Source organism: Actinoalloteichus hymeniacidonis, from assembly GCF_014203365.1.
In the GTDB taxonomy this organism is placed as follows: Bacteria; Actinomycetota; Actinomycetes; order Mycobacteriales; family Pseudonocardiaceae; genus Actinoalloteichus_A; species Actinoalloteichus_A hymeniacidonis.
The window spans coordinates 6278512-6297007 of record NZ_JACHIS010000001.1 but is presented as its reverse complement, the minus strand read 5'-3'; the positions used below and the strand labels follow the sequence as shown (position 1 = coordinate 6297007).

The 18496-nt window shown below is 66.5% G+C and carries 13 protein-coding genes and 1 tRNA gene; 7 read left to right on the top strand and 7 right to left on the bottom strand.

Translation table 11 applies throughout. The features are described 5' to 3' along the window. Nucleotides 1-2: 2 nt before the first annotated feature. The 5 genes from BKA25_RS27070 to BKA25_RS27050 all read right to left on the bottom strand — a co-directional run bounded on the left by BKA25_RS27070 (nucleotide 3) and on the right by BKA25_RS27050 (nucleotide 6159). Nucleotides 3-1469: a peptidoglycan D,D-transpeptidase FtsI family protein gene (locus BKA25_RS27070; RefSeq protein ID WP_069845610.1), complete on the bottom strand. Its 1467-nt coding sequence runs from the start codon at nucleotides 1467-1469 to the stop codon at nucleotides 3-5. After that, the gene (locus BKA25_RS27065) at nucleotides 1466-2914 is read right to left on the bottom strand and encodes an FtsW/RodA/SpoVE family cell cycle protein (RefSeq protein WP_069845611.1); all 1449 of its coding nucleotides are present in this window, start codon (nucleotides 2912-2914) and stop codon (nucleotides 1466-1468) included. Before BKA25_RS27065 ends, BKA25_RS27070 begins: the two co-directional genes overlap by 4 nt. Beyond that, entirely contained in the window at nucleotides 2914-4410 is a 1497-nt protein-coding gene (locus BKA25_RS27060) for a PP2C family protein-serine/threonine phosphatase (RefSeq protein ID WP_084642322.1), read from the bottom strand. Before BKA25_RS27060 ends, BKA25_RS27065 begins: the two co-directional genes overlap by 1 nt. Next, the gene (locus tag BKA25_RS27055; protein WP_069845613.1) at nucleotides 4407-4862 is read right to left on the bottom strand and encodes an FHA domain-containing protein FhaB/FipA; all 456 of its coding nucleotides are present in this window, start codon (nucleotides 4860-4862) and stop codon (nucleotides 4407-4409) included. Before BKA25_RS27055 ends, BKA25_RS27060 begins: the two co-directional genes overlap by 4 nt. Before the next feature lie 106 nt (nucleotides 4863-4968). Further along, complete coding sequence (locus BKA25_RS27050; RefSeq protein ID WP_069845615.1) at nucleotides 4969-6159, bottom strand: FHA domain-containing protein; 1191 nt, start codon at nucleotides 6157-6159, stop codon at nucleotides 4969-4971. Between the two features lie 139 nt (nucleotides 6160-6298). On the opposite strand from BKA25_RS27050, the gene BKA25_RS27045 reads away from it, so the two are divergent. Further along, nucleotides 6299-6381 (top strand) — tRNA-Leu (locus tag BKA25_RS27045). A 607-nt stretch (nucleotides 6382-6988) separates the two neighbouring features. Here the strand turns inward: BKA25_RS27045 and BKA25_RS28555 are convergent. Further along, the gene (locus BKA25_RS28555; protein ID WP_084642323.1) at nucleotides 6989-8224 is read right to left on the bottom strand and encodes an alpha/beta hydrolase family protein; all 1236 of its coding nucleotides are present in this window, start codon (nucleotides 8222-8224) and stop codon (nucleotides 6989-6991) included. Nucleotides 8225-8401: 177 nt separating this feature from the next. Between BKA25_RS28555 and argS the strand changes: the two genes are divergently transcribed. The 5 genes from argS (at nucleotide 8402) to BKA25_RS27015 (ending at nucleotide 16370) form a co-directional block, all read left to right on the top strand. After that, the gene (gene argS, locus BKA25_RS27035) at nucleotides 8402-10150 is read left to right on the top strand and encodes an arginine--tRNA ligase (protein WP_069845616.1); all 1749 of its coding nucleotides are present in this window, start codon (nucleotides 8402-8404) and stop codon (nucleotides 10148-10150) included. 323 nt (nucleotides 10151-10473) lie between these two features. Then, a complete protein-coding gene (locus BKA25_RS27030; protein ID WP_236750432.1) occupies nucleotides 10474-11082 on the top strand; it encodes a hypothetical protein in 609 nt (202 codons plus the stop codon). A gap of 60 nt (nucleotides 11083-11142) precedes the next feature. Continuing rightward, nucleotides 11143-11793 (top strand): NAD(P)H-binding protein, encoded by a 651-nt coding sequence (locus tag BKA25_RS27025; protein ID WP_069853106.1) that lies wholly within the window; start codon nucleotides 11143-11145, stop codon nucleotides 11791-11793. Between the two features lie 655 nt (nucleotides 11794-12448). Further along, on the top strand, nucleotides 12449-15673 hold the full coding sequence (locus BKA25_RS27020) for an L-tyrosine/L-tryptophan isonitrile synthase family protein (RefSeq protein ID WP_069845620.1): 3225 nt from the start codon (nucleotides 12449-12451) through the stop codon (nucleotides 15671-15673). 358 nt (nucleotides 15674-16031) lie between these two features. Continuing rightward, nucleotides 16032-16370, top strand: a complete 339-nt coding sequence (locus BKA25_RS27015; protein WP_157420865.1) for a hypothetical protein — start codon at nucleotides 16032-16034, stop codon at nucleotides 16368-16370. 203 nt (nucleotides 16371-16573) lie between these two features. On the opposite strand, the gene BKA25_RS27010 is transcribed toward BKA25_RS27015, so the two are convergent. Continuing rightward, nucleotides 16574-17215, bottom strand: a complete 642-nt coding sequence (locus BKA25_RS27010) for a TetR/AcrR family transcriptional regulator (RefSeq protein WP_069845624.1) — start codon at nucleotides 17213-17215, stop codon at nucleotides 16574-16576. 182 nt (nucleotides 17216-17397) lie between these two features. Between BKA25_RS27010 and BKA25_RS27005 the strand changes: the two genes are divergently transcribed. Then, nucleotides 17398-18426, top strand: coding sequence for a class I SAM-dependent methyltransferase (locus tag BKA25_RS27005; protein WP_069845626.1), 1029 nt, complete (start codon nucleotides 17398-17400; stop codon nucleotides 18424-18426). Nucleotides 18427-18496 lie beyond the last annotated feature (70 nt).

Sequence of the window (18496 nt, the reverse complement as noted above, 5' to 3'; positions counted from 1 at the left end):
GCTCAGCCACCTCCGAGCCCGGCACCGAGCACCGCCCGGCCGATCGGTGCGGCGACTCGACCGCCGGTGGCACCCGCGCCGATATCGCCGCCTGCTTCGACGAGTACGGCCACGGCGACCTGCGGGTCCTCGGCAGGTGCGAAGGCGACATACCAGGCGTGCGGGTTGGTCTCTGAGGGGTCGACGCCCCACTGGGCGGTACCGGTCTTCGACGCGATCGTCACGCCGGGGATCTGTCCCTCGCCGCCGGTGTGTTGCTCGGAGGCGATCATCATCTCGGTCAGGTCCTGTGCGACCTGAGGCGAGAACGCTTGCTCAGCTTCATCCGGGTTGATCTCGTCGAGGAGATCGAGCTCGGGAGTGAGAATCCGCGAGACGACGTGCGGCTCCATCCGGCTGCCCTCGTTTGCGATAGTCGCAACCATCATCGCGTTCTGCAATGGGGTGACCCGGACATCGCGCTGGCCGATTCCGCTTTGGTAGACCGCTGCGGAGTCCGCCATCTCACCGAGTTCGGAGGACGCAACCGAAAGCGGAATCTCGAGGTCTGGGTCGCTGAAGCCTAGCGCTTCAGCCTGCTCTTGAAGTACCTCGGGACCGAGTTCCCCCGCGATCTCACCGAAGGGAACGTTGCAGGACTCCTCCATCGCCTGAAGGAGTGTCGCGCGCTGTCCATTCCCGCACGGATTGTTGTTGTAATTGGGCAGGCTGACGCTACTGCCGGGCAGCTGGACGGAGGGCGCGGCGTTGACCTCGCTGTCGTTGGAATAGCCGTTATCCAACGCGGCGGCCGCCACGAGCAGCTTGAACGTCGAGCCAGGCGGCTGGGTCTCGGAGATCGCCCGGTTGTGCAACGGGCGATTCTCGTCGGCTTCCAGTTCCTCGGTCGCCGCAGCGCGTGCTTCGGAATCCAAAGTGGAGAGTTCATTCGGATCGAAGGTCGGCGTGGACACCAAGGACAGGATTCGACCGGTACTCGGCTCCAATGCCACTACCGCGCCGGTGAGGCCTCGGTCCGTCATCATCTGATAGGCGGTCTCCTGCATCCGCCGATCGATGGTGAGCTCGACCATGCCGCCTCGGGCGTCCCGACCGGTGATCAGGTCGGAGAGTCTCCGGACGAACAGCCGGTCGTCCGATCCGTTGAGTACCGGGTCCTCGGCGCGCTCCAAGCCGGTGCGACCAATCGGTGAGTAGTAACCGGTGATCGGCGCGTAGACCGGGCCATCCGGATAGACCCGCTCGTACGGGTAGAGGTTGTCGCCGGTCTCCTCGACCGTGGCGACCGCCTCGTTGCCCACGATGATGTCGCCCCGCTGCCGCGCCAGTTCCTCGTTGAGGGTGCGGCTGTTCCTGGGATGCGCCCGAAGCTCGTCCGACCAGATCACCTGGATATAGGTCAGGTTCACCATCAGCGCCACGATCAGCAGCATGACGGTCAGGGCGACTCGACGGATCGGTGTGTTCATGTCGGTCGGGCCACCATCTCCGTGTGTGCCTCAGCCAGCGGAGCCTGCTGCGGCCGGGGTTTCGACGGGGGCTGCGGCTTGCGTGCTGCATGAGAGATGAGCAGCAACAGTGCGACCAGAATGTAGTTCGCCAGCAGCGACGAGCCACCGTAGGACAGGAACGGGGCGGTGATACCGGTAGACGGAATCAGCCGGGTGGCACCGCCGACGACGATGAACACCTGCAGACCGATGATGAACGCCAGACCGCTGGCGAGCAGCTTGCCGAAGCTGTCTCGGACGGCCAGCGCGGTACGCAGGCCACGCATCACCAGCAGTAGGTACAGCAACAGGACGGCGGCGACTCCGACGAAACCGATCTCCTCGCCGATCGCGGAGATGATGAAGTCGGTCTCGGCCGCAGGGATGAGCGTCGGTCGTCCGCTGCCCAGTCCGGTGCCGAAGATGCCGCCCGTACCGAGGCCGAACAACGACTGAACTAGCTGGAAGCTGTCGCCGTCGGTCGCATCGAGCCTGCCGAGTGGGTCCATCCAGTTCAGGACTCGGACCCGGAGGTGATTGAAGAGCGGATAGGCGATGACACAGCCGATCGCGAACAGGCTGAGTCCGATGACCACCCATGACACCCGTTCGGTGGCCACGTAGATCATGACCAGCACCAGGCCGAAGAACAGCAGCGAGGTGCCGAGGTCGCGCTCGAAGACGAGCACGCCGACCGAGGCGGCCCAGGCCAGCAGCATCGGGGCCATGTCGCGCATCCTCGGGAAGTCCATACCCAGGAAACGCCTACCCGCCACGGTGAACAGGTCGCGCTTGGAGACCAGGAAGGACGCGAAGAAGATCATCAACAGGATCTTGGCGAACTCACCCGGCTGAATACCCGCCCCGCCGATACGGATCCAGATCTTCGCTCCACCCGCGCTGGACATGCTCGCGGGCAGGAAACCGGGCAGCGCCAGCGCGATGAGCCCGACGAAGCCACAGGTATAGCCGAAGCGGGCCAGCAGCCGATGATCCTTGACGAAGGCCAGGATCAGGACGAACAGCACGACGCTGATGACCATCCAGCCGATCTGCCGGTTCACCAGGTATCCGTGATCCGGGTCGGCGGCCGCGTCGGCGAGATCGATTCGGTAGATCGCGATCAGCCCGACGCCGTTGAGCAGCGCGGCGAACGGCAGGATCAGCGGATCCGCATAGGGCGCCCACTTGCGCACCGCCAGGTGCGCGATGCCGAACAGCGCGAGGAAGGCCGCGCCGTTGTACAGCAGCTGAGTGGACAACTCCTGTTCCTGGTTCGCCTCGACCAGGACGTTGGCGATCGTGACGAGAATGGCGGCGAACGCGAGCATCAACAGCTCGGTGTTTCGCCGAGTGGGCACGGCAGGGGGCGACGGCGTTGCCGCCTGCCCCGGATTCGACGTGGCGTCGACCGGGCTGGACATCAGCCGACCGTCCGGCAATCGACTCCAGGCTCCTGCACGTGACGTGCGGCGCTGCCTCCGGTGGTCTCGTCCTTCGCGTCCTGCTCACGAGTGTCGGAACGTTCGTCGTCCTGGCCGACCAAGCCGGAGGGCCCCTCCGAAGGAGGCGTTGGGCGAGTCTGTTCGTCCTCGGGAGTGCGCTGGTCGCCCTCGGCTTCCTCGGTGTCCCCGGCGCTGTTCGCGGAGTCGTCGTTGTCGGCGGGCTCGTTGTCGCCGTTGGAAGCGGGCTGTTCCTCGGTGCAGGGCGGCAGCAGTTGCTCGGTGCGAAGCTGGTCGATCGTCTCCCTGGCGTCGTTCAGATCGCCCTGGTTCACGATGCCGTCTCGAACCGTGCCCTGGTACGCAGGCCGCAGATCACCGATCTGGATGCGCTCGCAGTCCTCCCCGGCGCCACCACAGGAATCCTCGACCTGGCGGTGCAACGGGATACCCACCACCGTGCCGCGAACGCCTTGGAAGACGGCGACCTCGTCGTCATCGTTGGCGCCGACGAAGTACTGGCCCATCACGACGCTGTAGCCGAAATAGCCACCGACGCCGAGCAGTACCAGGACGGCGAACAGGACGAGCGCGGTCCGAAGGCCCTTGCGCTTCTTCTTGGTGGGCTCCGGCTCGGCTTCCTTCCTCGGCGGCCGAGGAAGAGTCGTGGCCGAAGCACGCGCCGCAGCCGAATCCGGCGGCGGTGGCTCCTCGGAGCCGTCACCGGCCGCGCCACCGACGATCGGGGCGTTCTCGCCGAACTCGACGTCGACCACATCGGCGACGATGCAGGTCACGTTGTCGGGCCCGCCGCCCTTGAGCGCCAGCTCGATCATCCGGTCCGCGCAGGCCTGCGGGTCCGAGATGCGCATGGCCTCGTCGAGCGTCTCATCGCTCACCGGGCCGGACAGCCCATCCGAACAGAGGAGATAGCGGTCGCCCGGTCGAGCCTCGCGCACCGTGAGGGTCAGCTCCACGTCGTTGCCGGTCAAAGCGCGGAGCAGCAGCGAACGCTGCGGATGGTTCGCCGCGTCCTCCTCGCTGATCCGGCCTTCGTCGATCAACGACTGGACGAAGGTGTCGTCGTGGGTGATCTGGGCGAACCTGCCGTCCCGCAACAGATAAGCGCGGGAGTCGCCGACATGGACCAGGCCCAACCTGCTGCCCGCGAAGAGCACCGCGGTCAGCGTGGTGCCCATGCCGTCGAGGTCGGGATCGCCTGCGACCAACTCGTTGAGCATGCCGTTGCCGTTGCTGACGGCTTCGCGCAGCCGACCGAGTAGGTCGTCACCCGGCTCGTCGTCGTCGAGCGGTGCCAGCGCGGCGATGACGACCTTGCTGGCCACCTCGCCTGCAGCATGGCCGCCCATTCCGTCGGCGAGCGCCAGAAGTCTGGGCCCTGCGTAGACGGAGTCCTGGTTGTTGGAGCGAACCAGGCCTCGATCACTTCGGGCCGCATAGCGGAGGACAAGGGTCATGAGTGCAGCTCGATCACCGTCTTGCCGATACGGATCGGGGCTCTGAGCGAGACTCGGGTCGGACCCGTGACCTTCGCCCGGTCGAGGTAGGTGCCGTTGGTGGAGCCTAGATCCTCCACGTACCAGTCCGTCCCTCGGAGTACCAGACGCGCATGCCGTGTCGAGGCGTAGTCGTCGTCCAACACCAATGTGGAGTCGTCGGCTCGACCGAGAGTGATCGGCCTTCCGTCCAACGAGATCCGGGTGCCCGCGAGGGCCCCGTGTGTCACCACGAGCTGTCGAGGCGAGCGACCGCGCGACTTCTGCGGTTCACGTCGTCCACCCGGGACTGTCACTCGCAGTCCCGAAGCCGCGTACAGATCGGATCGGACGACCCGGAGCGCGGCCAACACGAACAACCAGAGCAGGGCGAGGAAGCCTGCCCTGGTGAGTTGGATCACCAACTCTGGCATGACCGACCACCCCCGCTACGGAGGGGATATGCGCCTTCCACCGTTCTGGATGCTCCTACTCCATGCCGCCACCGAGGTCTCGTGGTCGGTCGTGCCTGCGGCTTCGTCAGCCCTGGCTTCGGAAGACCAGGGAGGAGTGGCCGATGCGGACGACGTCGCCTTCCGCGAGCTGCCAAGTCTGGACTGAATTGCCGTTGACGGTGCTGCCGTTTGTGGAACCGAGATCAGCAAGGGTCGCACTCTGTCCGTCCCAGGTGATCTCCAGGTGTCGCCGGGAGACTCCTGTGTCGGGCAGCCGGAACTGTGCATCCTGGCCTCGACCGACGACATTGCTTCCCTGCACAAGCGTATAGGTGCGGTTGGAACCGTCGTCGAGTTGCAGGGTCGCGGTGATCTGCCGAGGGCCGGTCTGCACGGCGGGCGGAGCATAGCCCCCCTGCTGCTGGCCGTAGCCCTGCTGCTGGCCATAACCCTGCTGCTGGCCGTAGCCCTGCTGGTCATAGCCCTGCTGGCCGTAACCCTGCTGGCCCTGCTGGTCGTAACCCGGCTGCCCGCCCTGGCCGTAGCCCTGCTGGTCGTAACCGGGCTGGCCGCCGTAGCCCTGCTGGTCGTAGCCCGGCTGGCCGCCATATCCCTGCTGCTGCCCGTAGTTCGGGTCGTAACCCTGCTGCTGGCCGTAACCCTGCTGGTCGTAACCGGGCTGGCCGCCATATCCCTGCTGCTGCCCGTAGTTCGGGTCGTAACCCTGCTGCTGGCCGTAACCCTGCTGGTCGTAGCCGTACTGCTGTTGTTGTTGGCCGTAACCCTGCTGGTCGTAGCCGTACTGCTGCTGGCCGTACGGGTCGCTCTCGGGGTACTGCTGGCCGGGGGGCTGGCTCATGGGTCGGTCTCCTGCGTTGCGAGGTGGTGCCGCCTGACTGCCCGCATCCGGGTCGACAGACGAACTGGTTCGGAACTGTCCCGTGTGCAGCGTTTCAGAGCGCTCCAAGGAGACTACGACGTCACCATAGGTATCCCACCCTTGTTCGGCGAGGTGCTCCTGGACGCAGTCTGCGAGCAGCTGCTTGACCCGCTGCTCGTCACCAGTGAGTCGCTCGTGGTCGCTCGGGCCGAGCGTGACCACGAAGTGGTTCGGCGCGAGCAGGCGGCCACCCGCCAGCTCCTGTACATGCCCGTCAGCCTCCCGCTGGAGGTTCTGCGCAAGCTCTTGCGGCACTACGTTTCCGCCGAACACCCGCGCGAAGGTGTTCCCTACCATGCCTTCGAGACGGCGCTCGAAGCGCTGCACGAGGCCCACGGCATAACCTCCACCCGATACGACTACTTGTCCCGATCGTATCCGTGCCGACAGCGGGCCACAGCGTCTAGTGCAAAAGGCGCCTCAGAACGTGTGCTACGCTTTCGCCGCACCCAGCAAGACCGGGTGTCAGTCACTCGGGCGAGTGGCGGAATGGCAGACGCGCACGGTTCAGGTCCGTGTGTCCGCAAGGACGTGAGGGTTCAACTCCCTCCTCGCCCACTCTATTCGGTTCCCCGTTGGGGAACCTCGCGGGTTCCCGCGCTTGTTGGGGGGCCGAGCCCCCCATGCCCCCCGCGTTGCTTGCTCCTTGCGTGGGGCGAGGAGCAGCTGGGTGTTGACAGCGGATCTCGTTCCCTTGCCTTCGGCTTTGGGATCTCGACTATCTCTCGGCCTTCGGCCTTCGGGGTTTGTTGCTGTGGTGTGGTGCTGCTCCTTGTGTTGGGTGGGGAGCGGCTGGGTGTTGACCAGCGGATCTTGCTCCCTTGCCTTTGGCTTTGGGATCTCGACTTTTTCTCGGCCTTCGGCCTTCGGGGTTTGTTGCTGTGGTGTGGTGCCGCTCCTTGTGTTGGGTGGGGAGCGGCTGGGTGTTGACCAGCGGATCTCGTTCCCTTGCCTTCGGCTTTGGGATCTCGACTTTGACCAGCGGGTCTTGCCGCCTTGGCGTTGGCGTTGGCGTTTGGGCTGGGGTGCCTGGTTTTGGTTGTGGTGCGGGAAGTTACCTGGTCGTGGGGGGTGGGGCTAGGGGCTGAACGTGTGGTTGTGGGCTGCTTGGGTGTGACGCATGGGAGTTGGTTGAGTCCCATGCGTCACCATGGCGATTCGGGTGTCAGCCTCGGAACTCCACTTCTGGGAAATCCGGAGCGGGAGCGTCTAGCAGGTCACTCTCCTTGCCTGCCAGGTGATGGTCGACGAACTCGCTCAGGTAGGCGCGGGTGATCTCCACCGATCGTTCTCCGGTAGGCAGGCCGACCTCGTCTGCCGCGCACTGCGGGGTCTGGGTCGGCGGGATGTCGAAGGCCTCGGCCAGCAGCGGGATGTCGGTGAAACCCATGTGGTCGGCGTTACAGACCTGGATCCAGCGTCGCCAGCCTTCCAGATGAGCCCACTCACGTGCCCAGGTCTCGTCGTAGTCCTCGTGGTCGACCGGTCGGTCGTGGGGAAGCCCGCCGAACAGCATGAACGGACGATCGAGGCCCTCGCCTGCGACGGTGGTGAAGATCGTGCCGTCCATGTTGACGCCCGCATCGATCCGGTTGTCGGTCGCCATCGCGAGATACGCCGTGGCGCCGCCCAAGGAATGGCCTGCCATGGCGATGCGCGACTCATCGATCAGCATTCCCGCCCACCAGGCCGGATCTCGGCCGGTGAGCTCGTCGATGACGAACGAGGCGTCCGCCGACCGTCCCTCGGCCATCGCCGCACCCAGCTCTCGGGAGGTCTTCTCCTCGCACAGCAGGCACCCGGTCACCCGGCCGTCGGGGAACTCGATTCCCTGTGCCTCGTACTTGTGATCCATGGTGGCGACGATGTTTCCCCGCGAGGCCAGCTCCTCGGCCAACGAGGTCAACGACTCGCGGCTGAGCCCGGCACCCGGCGACAGCAGCACCAGCGGGCGTCCGCCGCGCGCGGGCCTCGGGATCGCATCCCGGAACGAATGGGTCTCGACCCTGGTCAACGAGTCGCCAGGCGCATCGACCCCGTGGCCTGCGACTATTCGTTCCGAGACCGCCGCAGAGGTGTACTCGGCTCGCTTCGACGTCGGTGCGATCGCCGGGTACCACAGCCCGACCATGAGTTCCCGGTCCTCCTCGGGACGCCAATAGTCCGATCGGCTCTCGTCGACCAGGTGCAGGCTGGTCGAACCGACGAGGTGCCCGCCGGTCGGCTCGGGCAGGGTCAGTAAAGGTTCCGCGTTGGGCGAAACAGCCTCGGCCGGTTCGGCGGTGGCGGCGGCAGGCACGGCCAGCGATGCGACGAGCGCCAAGGCCAGCGGGAGCATCGCGGCCTGCCTTCGCCTGCGGTCGGTGGTGAATCGGGTCTCATTCGGTTCGGTTCTGATCACCAATCGAGTCTGCGAATCCGCCACCGCCGCAACATCCGGGTTCACCCGTGTCCCCGGCGTAGGGGTGCCCGGAACCCGTTGTCGGGGTGACTGCGACCTGCATCCCTCGGATACTGGGATACTTGTCTCGGACATCGGCGCAGAAGCCACGACGAAAGAGAAACCGGAGGACACCGGGTGCTACAGGGCGATATCGGGTTGGAGCTCGGCGGTCGGATCGCGACCGCGCTGCGGACGGCACTCGACGTGTCGATCACCCCCGAGGAAGCCCTGATCCGACCGTCCAACCGAGCGGGCGTCGACTATCAGTGCAATGTGGCGATGGGCCTGGCCAAGAAGCTCGGCCGCAAACCGAGGGAGGTCGCCGAGGCGGCGGTCTCGAACCTCGACGCAGGCGACCTGGTGGCCGAGACCGAGATCGCGGGCCCCGGGTTCATCAACATCGTCCTCCGCGACGACTTCCTCGGCTCTGCGCTGACCGCGTTGCTCTCAGACCCGAGGGCGGGCGTGCCAGTGGTCGACGAACCCCGTCGATTCGCCCTGGACTACTCCAGCCCCAACGTGGCCAAGGAGATGCACGTCGGGCACCTGCGGTCCTCCATCATCGGTGAGGCGCTGCGGCGGCTGCTCGAGTTCATCGGACACGAGGTCGTCCCGCACAACCACATCGGTGACTGGGGCACCCCCTTCGGAATGCTCATCGAGCACCTGATCGACGAGGGCTGGGTGGCCGACGGGGCGCAGGCACATGCGATCGGCGACCTCAACGGCTTCTATCAGCAGGCGCGCGTCAAGTTCGACGGTGACGAGGACTTCGCAGACCGGGCCAGGAAGCGGGTCGTGCTGCTTCAGGGCGGCGACGAGCAGACCCTCGCGTTGTGGCAGGGGCTGGTCGACGAGTCGGCCCGTCACTTCGAAGAGGTCTACGAACTGCTCGGCGTCTCCCTGCGCCGCGAGGACCTCTACGGCGAGAGTTTCTACAACCCGATGCTCGCCGACACGGTCGCCGAGCTGGAGGCCAAGGGACTGACCGAGATCAGCGACGGCGCGGTGTGCGTCTTCCCACCCGGCTTCACCAATCGGGAGGGCGAACGGCTGCCCCTGATCGTCCGCAAGAGCGACGGTGGCTACGGCTATCCGGCCACCGACCTGGCGACCGCTCGTTACTGGGCGGGCGAGCGCGGCGCCACCGACCTGCTCTACGTCGTGGGCACCCCGCAGGCACAGCACTTCGCCATGGTCTTCGCCGTCGCAGCGCAGGCGGGCTGGCTGACCGAGAAGCACCGGGCCGAACACGTCGCATTCGGGTCGATCCTCGGCTCCGATGGCAAGACGATCCGCACCAGGGCGGGCGGTTCGGTCAAGCTGGTGGAACTCCTGCACGAGGCCGTCGAGCGGGCGGGCGCGGTCGTCGCGGAGCGCACCGAGCTCGATGCCGAGGCGCGCGCCTCGGTGGCCCGGTCGGTGGGCATCGGCGCCGTGAAGTACGCCGACCTCTCCGGCGACCGTGAGAAGGACTACCTGTTCTCCTGGGACAAGATGCTGGCGATGGACGGCAACACCGCCGTCTACCTTCAGTACGCCAACACGCGGAGCCTCTCGGTGCTGCGCAAGGCCGGACAGCGGCCCTCGGCGGACACCGCGGTCCTGCCCGTCGAGCCTGCGGAACGGGAGTTGGCACTGGCCTTGCTGCGCTTCCCTGCCGCGGTGTCCTCGGCGGTCGAATCGTTGGCACCGCATCGGATCTGTGGGCACCTGTACGAGATCGCCACCGCGTTCTCGTCATTCTGGGAGCGCTGCCCGATCCTGGCCCCGGGAACGCCCGACGAGGTCCGGCAATCGCGACTCGCCCTTGCGGCGGCGACCTCCCAGGTGCTGACCTTGGGACTGTCGTTGTTGGGTATTGCCGCGCCAGAACGACTCTGAAGCGCACAGTGGGGAAGGGATCCCGATCGGCTTCGGCGCAGGACGAAATTCGGCCTGCGCCGGTTAGCGCGGACCGACTTCGGCCGCTCGGGATTTCGGCTCGATCCACCAACCTGACGAACCGCACTCACACGAACGGCGGCATGTAGGGCTGAAGGCCACCTACCGGTTATCGACCGGTCATCGACCGCTCCCCGCCGCCGGTCGCACCGACGAGCGGTAGCCGGTCGCCCGATTCTTCCGAACTGGTACGTCTGCTCTGAGAAGAGCAGAAATGCACGACTCACCCATTGTCGTGAAGTATCGGATAAGGAGGCTTGTCGGTGAACCGCTCACCAGGGCACGCGACCGGAAACAATGCCGACGTGTTGCCCGTCAGGCACGAGCCGGATGTCGCACTCCCCACCCCTGCGGAGCATTTGGCGGTGGCTGCGGCTGGCCTGCTGGGGTGGCGGGGCGTCGTACTTCCCGCCTGCACCCTTTTCGGTAGGCGCGTCGTACCGGTTGCCGAATTGATCCCCGAGGCACACGCCGAACGGTTGTGTCTGGGATTCACCCCGGTGGTCGACCGCGCATCCGTCGAGACGTGGGTCTGGCCGGAGCTCTCGGTTCAGGCGCCGCCGCCTGCCGTTCGAATCACCGGAATGCTCGCACTGGGCAGGCATTGGCGGACCGGCCTCGCCTCGGTGGCACCGTTCGCGCGGTTCTGCCCGGCCGCGATGGTGCTGCCCGACGGCGTTCTGGGTCTGGCGGACTTCCAGGACAACTGTCTGCCGCGCGCCCGTGACCACGAGGTGACGGTGCTGACCGCAGGGCAGGACGAGAGCCTGGACGTAGCCCAGCCCGCATGGCCCGATCTGATCGACCCGGCGGCCACGGTGACGGGCCTCTGGCTCAACGAGGTGATCTACGAGCTGGTCCTGGCCCAGTAGTCTCGAAGACTCGCGCCGAGAGACCGGCGCCCGGGCTGAACCGGCATTATGGTGATCCACGTGCATGTGGTGATCGCAGGTGGACACGGGAAGATCGCACTTCGGCTCGAACGGCTGTTGAGTGCGCGAGGGGACAGCGCAATCGGCTTGGTCCGCAATCCGGACCATCTAGACGAGGTAGCCGACACCGGGGCGCAGGCAGTGCTCTGCGATCTCGAGCAGTCGGACATCTCGTCCGTCGTGGACACCCTCGATCGCGCCGACGCCGTGGTGTTCGCCGCGGGCGCCGGGCCGGGAAGCGGGGCGGCGCGCAAGGAATCGGTGGACCGGGCGGCCGCAGTGCTGTTGGCCGATGCGGCGGTGCGGGCAGGGGTACGCCGATACCTGCTGGTCAGCTCGATGGGGGCGGATCGTGCAGACGATCCGGGCATCGACCCGGTGTTCGCGGCCTATCTCCGCGCGAAGAAGGCCTCGGAGGAGGAACTTCGCACCAAGGATCTCGACTGGATCGCGCTTCGGCCGGGATCGTTGACCGATGATCCCGGCACCGGCTTGATCGAGCTCGCGCCGTCGGTGGCGGCGGGCGCGGTTCCCAGGGACGATGTCGCCGCCGTGCTGTTGGAGCTGTTGGACAGGCCCACCCTCGGCGGCGTGACCGCGGAGTTGGTGGGTGGCCGGACACCGATCTCGACGGCGGTCGCGGGCTTGTAATCGGGAGCGCCTGCCCGGAGTCGGTCCTGATCGTCCACGAACACCGTATTCGCCGGGAATCACGGCAATCGGCGCTTCCGGCGAATTCCGGTTTGGCGCATTCGATCGAATGCGTTAGTCCGAATGTCGTATCACCCCGGGGTGAATGCGCCCTGCGGTACCTCGCCTTCGCCGGGGCATAACGGGTCGGCGGCCGCCAATGGCCGTCGGCCCGCCGTGCCGAGATCTGGCGAAAGACGATTCGCATCGGCCCGGATGCTTTCGGCGTTCGAGTGGTTGCGGAATGTGAAAACGGTGTTGGATTCCGGCGCGCACGCTTGTGTCATGTCGGGTGAGCGTTGTTGTTCCGCCATACACCCGTATGAGTCAAACTGGCCACTATCCGCATTCGTATCGACGGGGAGGTGCGTCGCGTTTCATTCCACTGGGTGGTCGCCTGCTTACCCAGCAGGTTCGACTCCGCTGCGATCCGTTGCGACAATGCACCTTCGCGTGACAACCGCTGTCGCGGATCCAGTGGGGGAGGCATGCGCGCGTGATAGATCAGGACGGGCTCCTGATGTCATGGGGGCACTCGGCCGCTGAGGTCGGGCCTGAGAACACCGGACCGAGCATTCCTCGGCCGGACGCGCTGAGACCGGCCCCATTGGCTCGGATGGCAGCCGAGGAGGTTCTCAACGAGAACCAGCTCAATGGACTGCTGCGGGATGGCGGCTACCCATTGACGGTGGTCGAGAACCACGCGGGTGTGCTGCTGACCGGACCGGGGACCGGAGCCGGGATCCAAATTCGAGGGCCCGTCGACCGGCTTGCGCTGTATCGGGTGTTGGTCCGACTCCGCCAGACCCGTGTCAGGCCCGATCTGGGCTGGCAACAGGACATCGTCGGCCAGGCAGAGGCGGGCGGCGCGTTCCGCGAACAGACCACGGGCGACCGGCGGAACTTCGACGTCCTCGGCGAACGGCAGGTGGCCGAACCTCGGTCCGATCCGGCCGCCGGCTCCCCGCCAGGACCGTTCCTGCTGCGCTGCGCGCTACTGCCTGCGGATCGAGTCGAGACGCTCCTACCCTCGGGGGACCTGCCGGAACAGTTCGCCGCCGAGACGGCGAGCAGACTCGAGTTCCTGACCGATCCGGACGGAAGCCTCACCTTCCCGATCGAAGTGGCCGGAGCCGAGCACGCGCACCGCGCCTCTATCGGATACCGCACCCTGGTCGGTGAGCTGACCTCCTCGCCCAACACCATGCTGCTGGCCGAGCCCGACCTTCGCGGTGGTCGAGGGCCATGGCAGGTCGAATTGGAGACCGAGCCGGGAGCCGCGCCGCTCTACGGCGGTTCGCAGCAGATCTGGCCCGCCGAGAGCGTCGTCCGCAGACAGACCCAGCACCGGCTGCAGCGTTGTTGGACGCTGATCGAGATCCTGCGGACCGATCCGCTGCTGCGGTTGTATGCGGCCGCCCGCCCGGTGTTGGCGGCGCTGGTCGACGTCGAGAGCGGGGCCACGGCGGTGCTGCGCTCACCGCAGGTTCACCCCGCGCATCCGGAGTTCCCCGGCGGGACCCTGCCGGTGAGCATCAACGCCCTCACCAGCGGACAGGACCGGCACTCGCCCACCCTGCTGCAGCGCGCGCTGGAGAACCGCTTCGAAAGGTCCGAGAGCGAACTCGAGCATTTCATCGAGTTCCTCATCCGACCGCTGGCCACGGTGTTCCGGGTGCTGATCGACCGATACGGCTTCGGGCTCGCGGGCCTGCACGACAAGAACGTCGCCATCGAGCTGTCGCCGGAACTGCACCTGACCGGTCGGGTCGTGTTGTGCGACCCCACGCTGCCCACCGAGCCGGGCCGACCCGACTCCGGTGAGTCTGGGGCGAGCATGAGCGCGCTCTACGACCTGATCGGCGTTCTGACCGTCGCCTTCCGTCGGTGTACCGGTTGGTTCGACCGGTACTCGGCCGCCGAGGTCCGACGGGCGGTGACGGACGTGCTGCACGACGAACTGCGTTTCCTACGTCCGGAGACGGTGCGCAGGCTCGGTTCCCGGCATCCGCTGCGGGAGTTCGTGCATTGCGTGCCGACCGGTCAGGACGATCGGTTGAAGGAGGTGCTCGCCGAGGTCCGCAGGCAGACGCAGGCTCGGCGTACCGGACAGACCTCTCAGCGGCCCTCGGTGCTGATCCAGCTCGATTTAGCCGACCCGGAACGTGCGCTGCCGGGCTTGCGCCGATTCCGCCGGGATGTGACGGACGCGGGCGGCGAGGTCTTCCTCACCAACGGCGGGCGGCTTAGACAGACGGCGTTGACCGCGAAGAACAGTCCGGATCTCGCGATGGTCGCCGTCATCGCGCAGACCTCGGCCAACTGGACGCTGCTGGACCGTGAGTTCCCCTCGGCCATCAGATTGGCCGTGGCCGCTCCCGACGATGCACCGGCTGCGCGGTCGGAGCAGGCGATCCAGGATTTCGAGACCACGCCGTGGTCGGCGGTCGAACCGGGGGAGCAGGCACTTCCCCGGTTGTCCTACGCGTGTTCCCTGGCGGGGCTGCGCATCGGGGAACTGCGGACCAACCGGCCTGCGCGAGGGCAGGCGGTTCGACTGTCGATGGCCGAGAGCCGAGGGATCGTCGCGCAACTGGTCCGGGGCGCCGACAGCGCCGCGGTGCGGGTGGCCGCCAACGCCCGGCGGCACCTCGCGGATCGCCTGGCCACGGTGGATTCCGCGCACGATCGCATCGTGGCGCTGATCCACCACGTACTGACCCGCAAACAGTTCATCAAGGGCTCGCGGTCGAACTACTCGGTGGAACAGGCCAGGCAGGACATGCTTCCGTTCCTGCACACCGACCAGCCGATCCGGATGGTCATCACCGGATTCCCGATCAAACACGGCCAGAATGGTCTGAAGGCATCGGGCCCGCTGCCCGATCTCGCCGAACTCGGGGTGCTGGTGCGGTTGCGGGAGCTGGCCAAGGCGGTCGGCCAGGTGTATCCGCCCGGGGTTCGGCTGACGGTGTTGACCGACGGTCAGCACTTCCACTCCCGGCCCGATTCGGCGACCACCGCCTACCAGCGGATTCTGCGCGATTATCTGGCCATGGTCGGCGCCGGGGACGTCATCGAGTTGATCGATATCGACGATCTCGCGCACGAGCGGTTGAGCCAGGACCGCAAGGCCGAGCGGCAACGTCGCATCCGGCGCTATCACCGGGGCCTGCTCGAACTGCTCGGAGATCTGGATGTGAGCGTGGACCCGTTGCGGGTGCTGGAGGAGATCGGCCGTTTGGCGCTCCAACCGGACGACCGGGTGCTCGACGTCGATCTCGCGCGGGAGTTGCTCTCGGCGCTGCCGGACTTCTTCCATTCGGCCCTGTACTCGACGGCCCCCGAACACCCCGATTCGACCGATCTGATGGGCTTCTCGGCACGGGTCTTCGCCGACGTCTTCGACGTCCGGGACCCTCGGGCGCATCCCGAGGTGCTGCGAGCCCGCCGCCAGGTGTTGCGTCGGGCATGGCGCTCGGCGGTGCGGTACGTGGTCGTGCGCCAGGCGGACCACGACTCGCACTACGAGGACGTGTTCTCCTCCCGCGTACGTCTGACCAACGTGCCGAGGCCGGGCCGATGCGGATTCTCCGGCCTGGGTGGCTCGGGATTGCTGCCCTGGCACGGGACCGGGGCCGTGGACCGGCGGGGCAACGTCTCGGCGGACTTCGCGGTCTCGCTGTACGACCAGGCGTTCGTGCCGGTGTACTCGCCGCTCATCGGAAATAGGCAGCCGTGGATGATGGTGCCGATCACGGCGTCGGAGGTGGCGCCGGGTGAGCGTGGCGCGCGGTTGAACCCGGAGTTCGCGGGCACCATCCGGTTGCGGAAACGCTGATCGTCGCGCCGCTCGGCGCAGCACGGCGCACGTTGGGCGGTAAGTCGCTGCGACCGAGTTCCCCGCGAGGCCGCAGCGGCGGCCCACGATGAGACCTCGGGCGCCGGAAACCGTTGGCATCACAGGGAAAACGACGCGAACCCGCAGGTCATGAAGATCATTTATCACCCGGTTGCGTGAGCGTCTGGTTCTCCGTATCGCGCTGCCTTGTGCCGATACCCCTCTTGTGAAGGGCTGGGGCGCAGAGTGCGTCGACACCTGTGACCAGCCGACCGTGCGGGCCCAATTCGGGGTCCGGTCGCCCGGCGGCGTCTCGCCCGGCGGCCGACGCACGCCGTGTCTCAAGGAGTGGTAGATCGTGGAATCGTCTGCATTGGCCGACTGGACCTGGCCGCCAAGGGATACCGCCGTGGCGAGTGGGTCGAGATGTCGTCCGATCGGCCGGGAGGTGCGGTACTCCGACGGGTCGACCCTGCTCCGGTTGCCGCGTCGGGATACCCGCTGCTCGTCCTGCCTGGCGGGAGTGCACCGCTGGCGCCAGGAGTCGGTGGAGAACACCAGGTCGGCAGTCCTGCTGCGGTTCGATTGCGCGTGCGAGGACTGTGTGAAGTGCTCGGACGGCATGCTGTTGGTGACGCCGCATCGCGAGGGCGAGGGTCGGCACCGCGCGAGGCGAGGCGTACACCTCGCCAGTTGAGTCCGGTCGTCGTATCCAGCCACCTGACGGACGGCCTGCCCCGGGCCGTCCGAATCGGCGTGGTAATCGACTTCTTGCCGATCAGGGGGTGGCGGCGCACCACCGTTCATGCCGCCGATGGTGTGCTGCTTGGTTGGGCTTCGGCTTCGGTTTCGGTGCGACCCGGACGCCACTGCGTACTGCTGCGTCCACCGACCGCGCGCTCATTCGACGCTCGAGTTCAGCCGCGCCGAAAGGTAGCCGCGAGTCATGGCCTTCGCCTCTTCGATGACACGTCCATCGCCGCCCGGGTCGCGCCGGAACGCCATGTTGAGCACCGCATCGGCGGCCTCGATGGCCACGGCCAGCGGCAGGTAGAGCCGGTCGGGCGCGATCTGGAAGCGGGGCGAGAGCAGCCGGGCCAGCCCATCGGTGATCAGTGCGTTGTTCTCCTTGCGCTCGTCGAGTAGCTGCAGATCGACGGCGTCGCCGAAGTGCAGTCGGGAGAAGCCGGGCACGGTGCGGTGCATGGTCACGTACACGTCGAAGACCGTGTCGACGGCTTCCCACCAGTCATTGGGAATCGTCGTGGTGAATCGATCGCGGACCCGGACGAGGAACTCGTCGAGGTTGCGGCGGGTCAACTCCGCGACGACGGCCTTCTTGTCGGGGAAGAACTGGTAGAGCGAACCGACGGCCACGCCTGCTCGTTCGGCGATGAGGGTCGTTGTCACTCCGTCGTAGCCCAGTTCGCCGATGAGTTCGGCGCACGCACTGAGCATTCTCTCGACCCGGCGGGTGCTGCGTTGTTGCACGGGCCGTCGACGGAGCGAGGTGGGGGCGATCGTCACGTCAACTCTCCTCATGATGTTGTCGTCTTGCGGCGACTCGGATCGGGCTCTTTCCTGTGAGCCGCGCCTCACCTAACATGCGAATCAACTTCATGTTTGGGAGGGCAGCTGGTCAGGCGGCCCCTCTCCTCTCTAACGATCTAGGACATCGCGGGCGACGATGCTCTACCAGATCGAGCGAATGAGCAGGAGGCGTCATGACATCGATTTCCTCGTCATCGCGATGGACGAACGCGGATCTCGGCCGAACCGAAGTCCGTGACACGTATCGAGCGGACCTGCGGCCTGGTTCGCGTGATGTCTTCGCCGATGCCAGACCACTGGATTTCTCGCGCCTGACTTGGAAGGAGGCGGGTCGCCCCTTCCGGGTCGAGAACTGGTCGCGCAGCCGCAGGGAATGGGAGGCGCAGCACGAGGAATCGCTGCCGGTGCCCGTCGCCTGGCAACTGTTCAATCGCTCCTTCCAATCGCTCTTCGACGCCGATCCGGTGCGCGCCAGGGTCGCCGCACTGCGCACGGCGGGAATGCGGATCAGTTCGTTGCAGGTCAAGGCCGCCTACGCGGCGATCTCCGAGGTCGCGCGCTGGACGATCTGGAACCAGGCCCATCGGGTTGGCGACACGGTGTGGGACCCGAGAGCCAAGCGATCGCTGTTCGAGGGCTTGGATTTGGAACGGCCGCGGATCCTGTTCCTCGGCGCGGCGGAGGGATACGAGGCGATGCTGCTCTCGGCGATGTATCCCGGCGGCGAGGTGGTGTTGGTCGACTACGACGAGTTCTGCGTCGAGGGCCGATTCGGCGCTTTCCCCACCGATTACCCGTTCCTGGGCGTGAATCCGGCCACCGGCGCGCGGAAGGTGTGGCATCGCGACGAGATGGACATCTCGTACCTCGTCTCCGACATCCGCGACCTCGACTTCGGTAAGGAGTTCGACGTCGTCGTATCGATTGGCCTGGTCGAGCACTTTCCGGATCAGTACAAGCCGATGGCCTTCGACTGGCACCGACGGTTCCTGCGCCCCGGCGGCTACGCGATTCTCACCACGCCGAGGGTCGCCTTGCGTACCAAGGCGTTCTACCGGCTGTTCGGTGACCTGATGAACTTCTCATACCGGGAGCTGCAGAACGTCGCGCAACTCGGGCTCTACGCGCACGAGAACGGGTTCGAGGTGCTGCGGCACGGCGAGATCAAGTCGCACAACGGGATCATCTGCCGGAGCCGCTGAGCCACCGCGCAGCCTGGCGCGACGGCGAGACCAGCCGGGGCGACGGTGAAAGAAGTATGCGAGAGGCGGG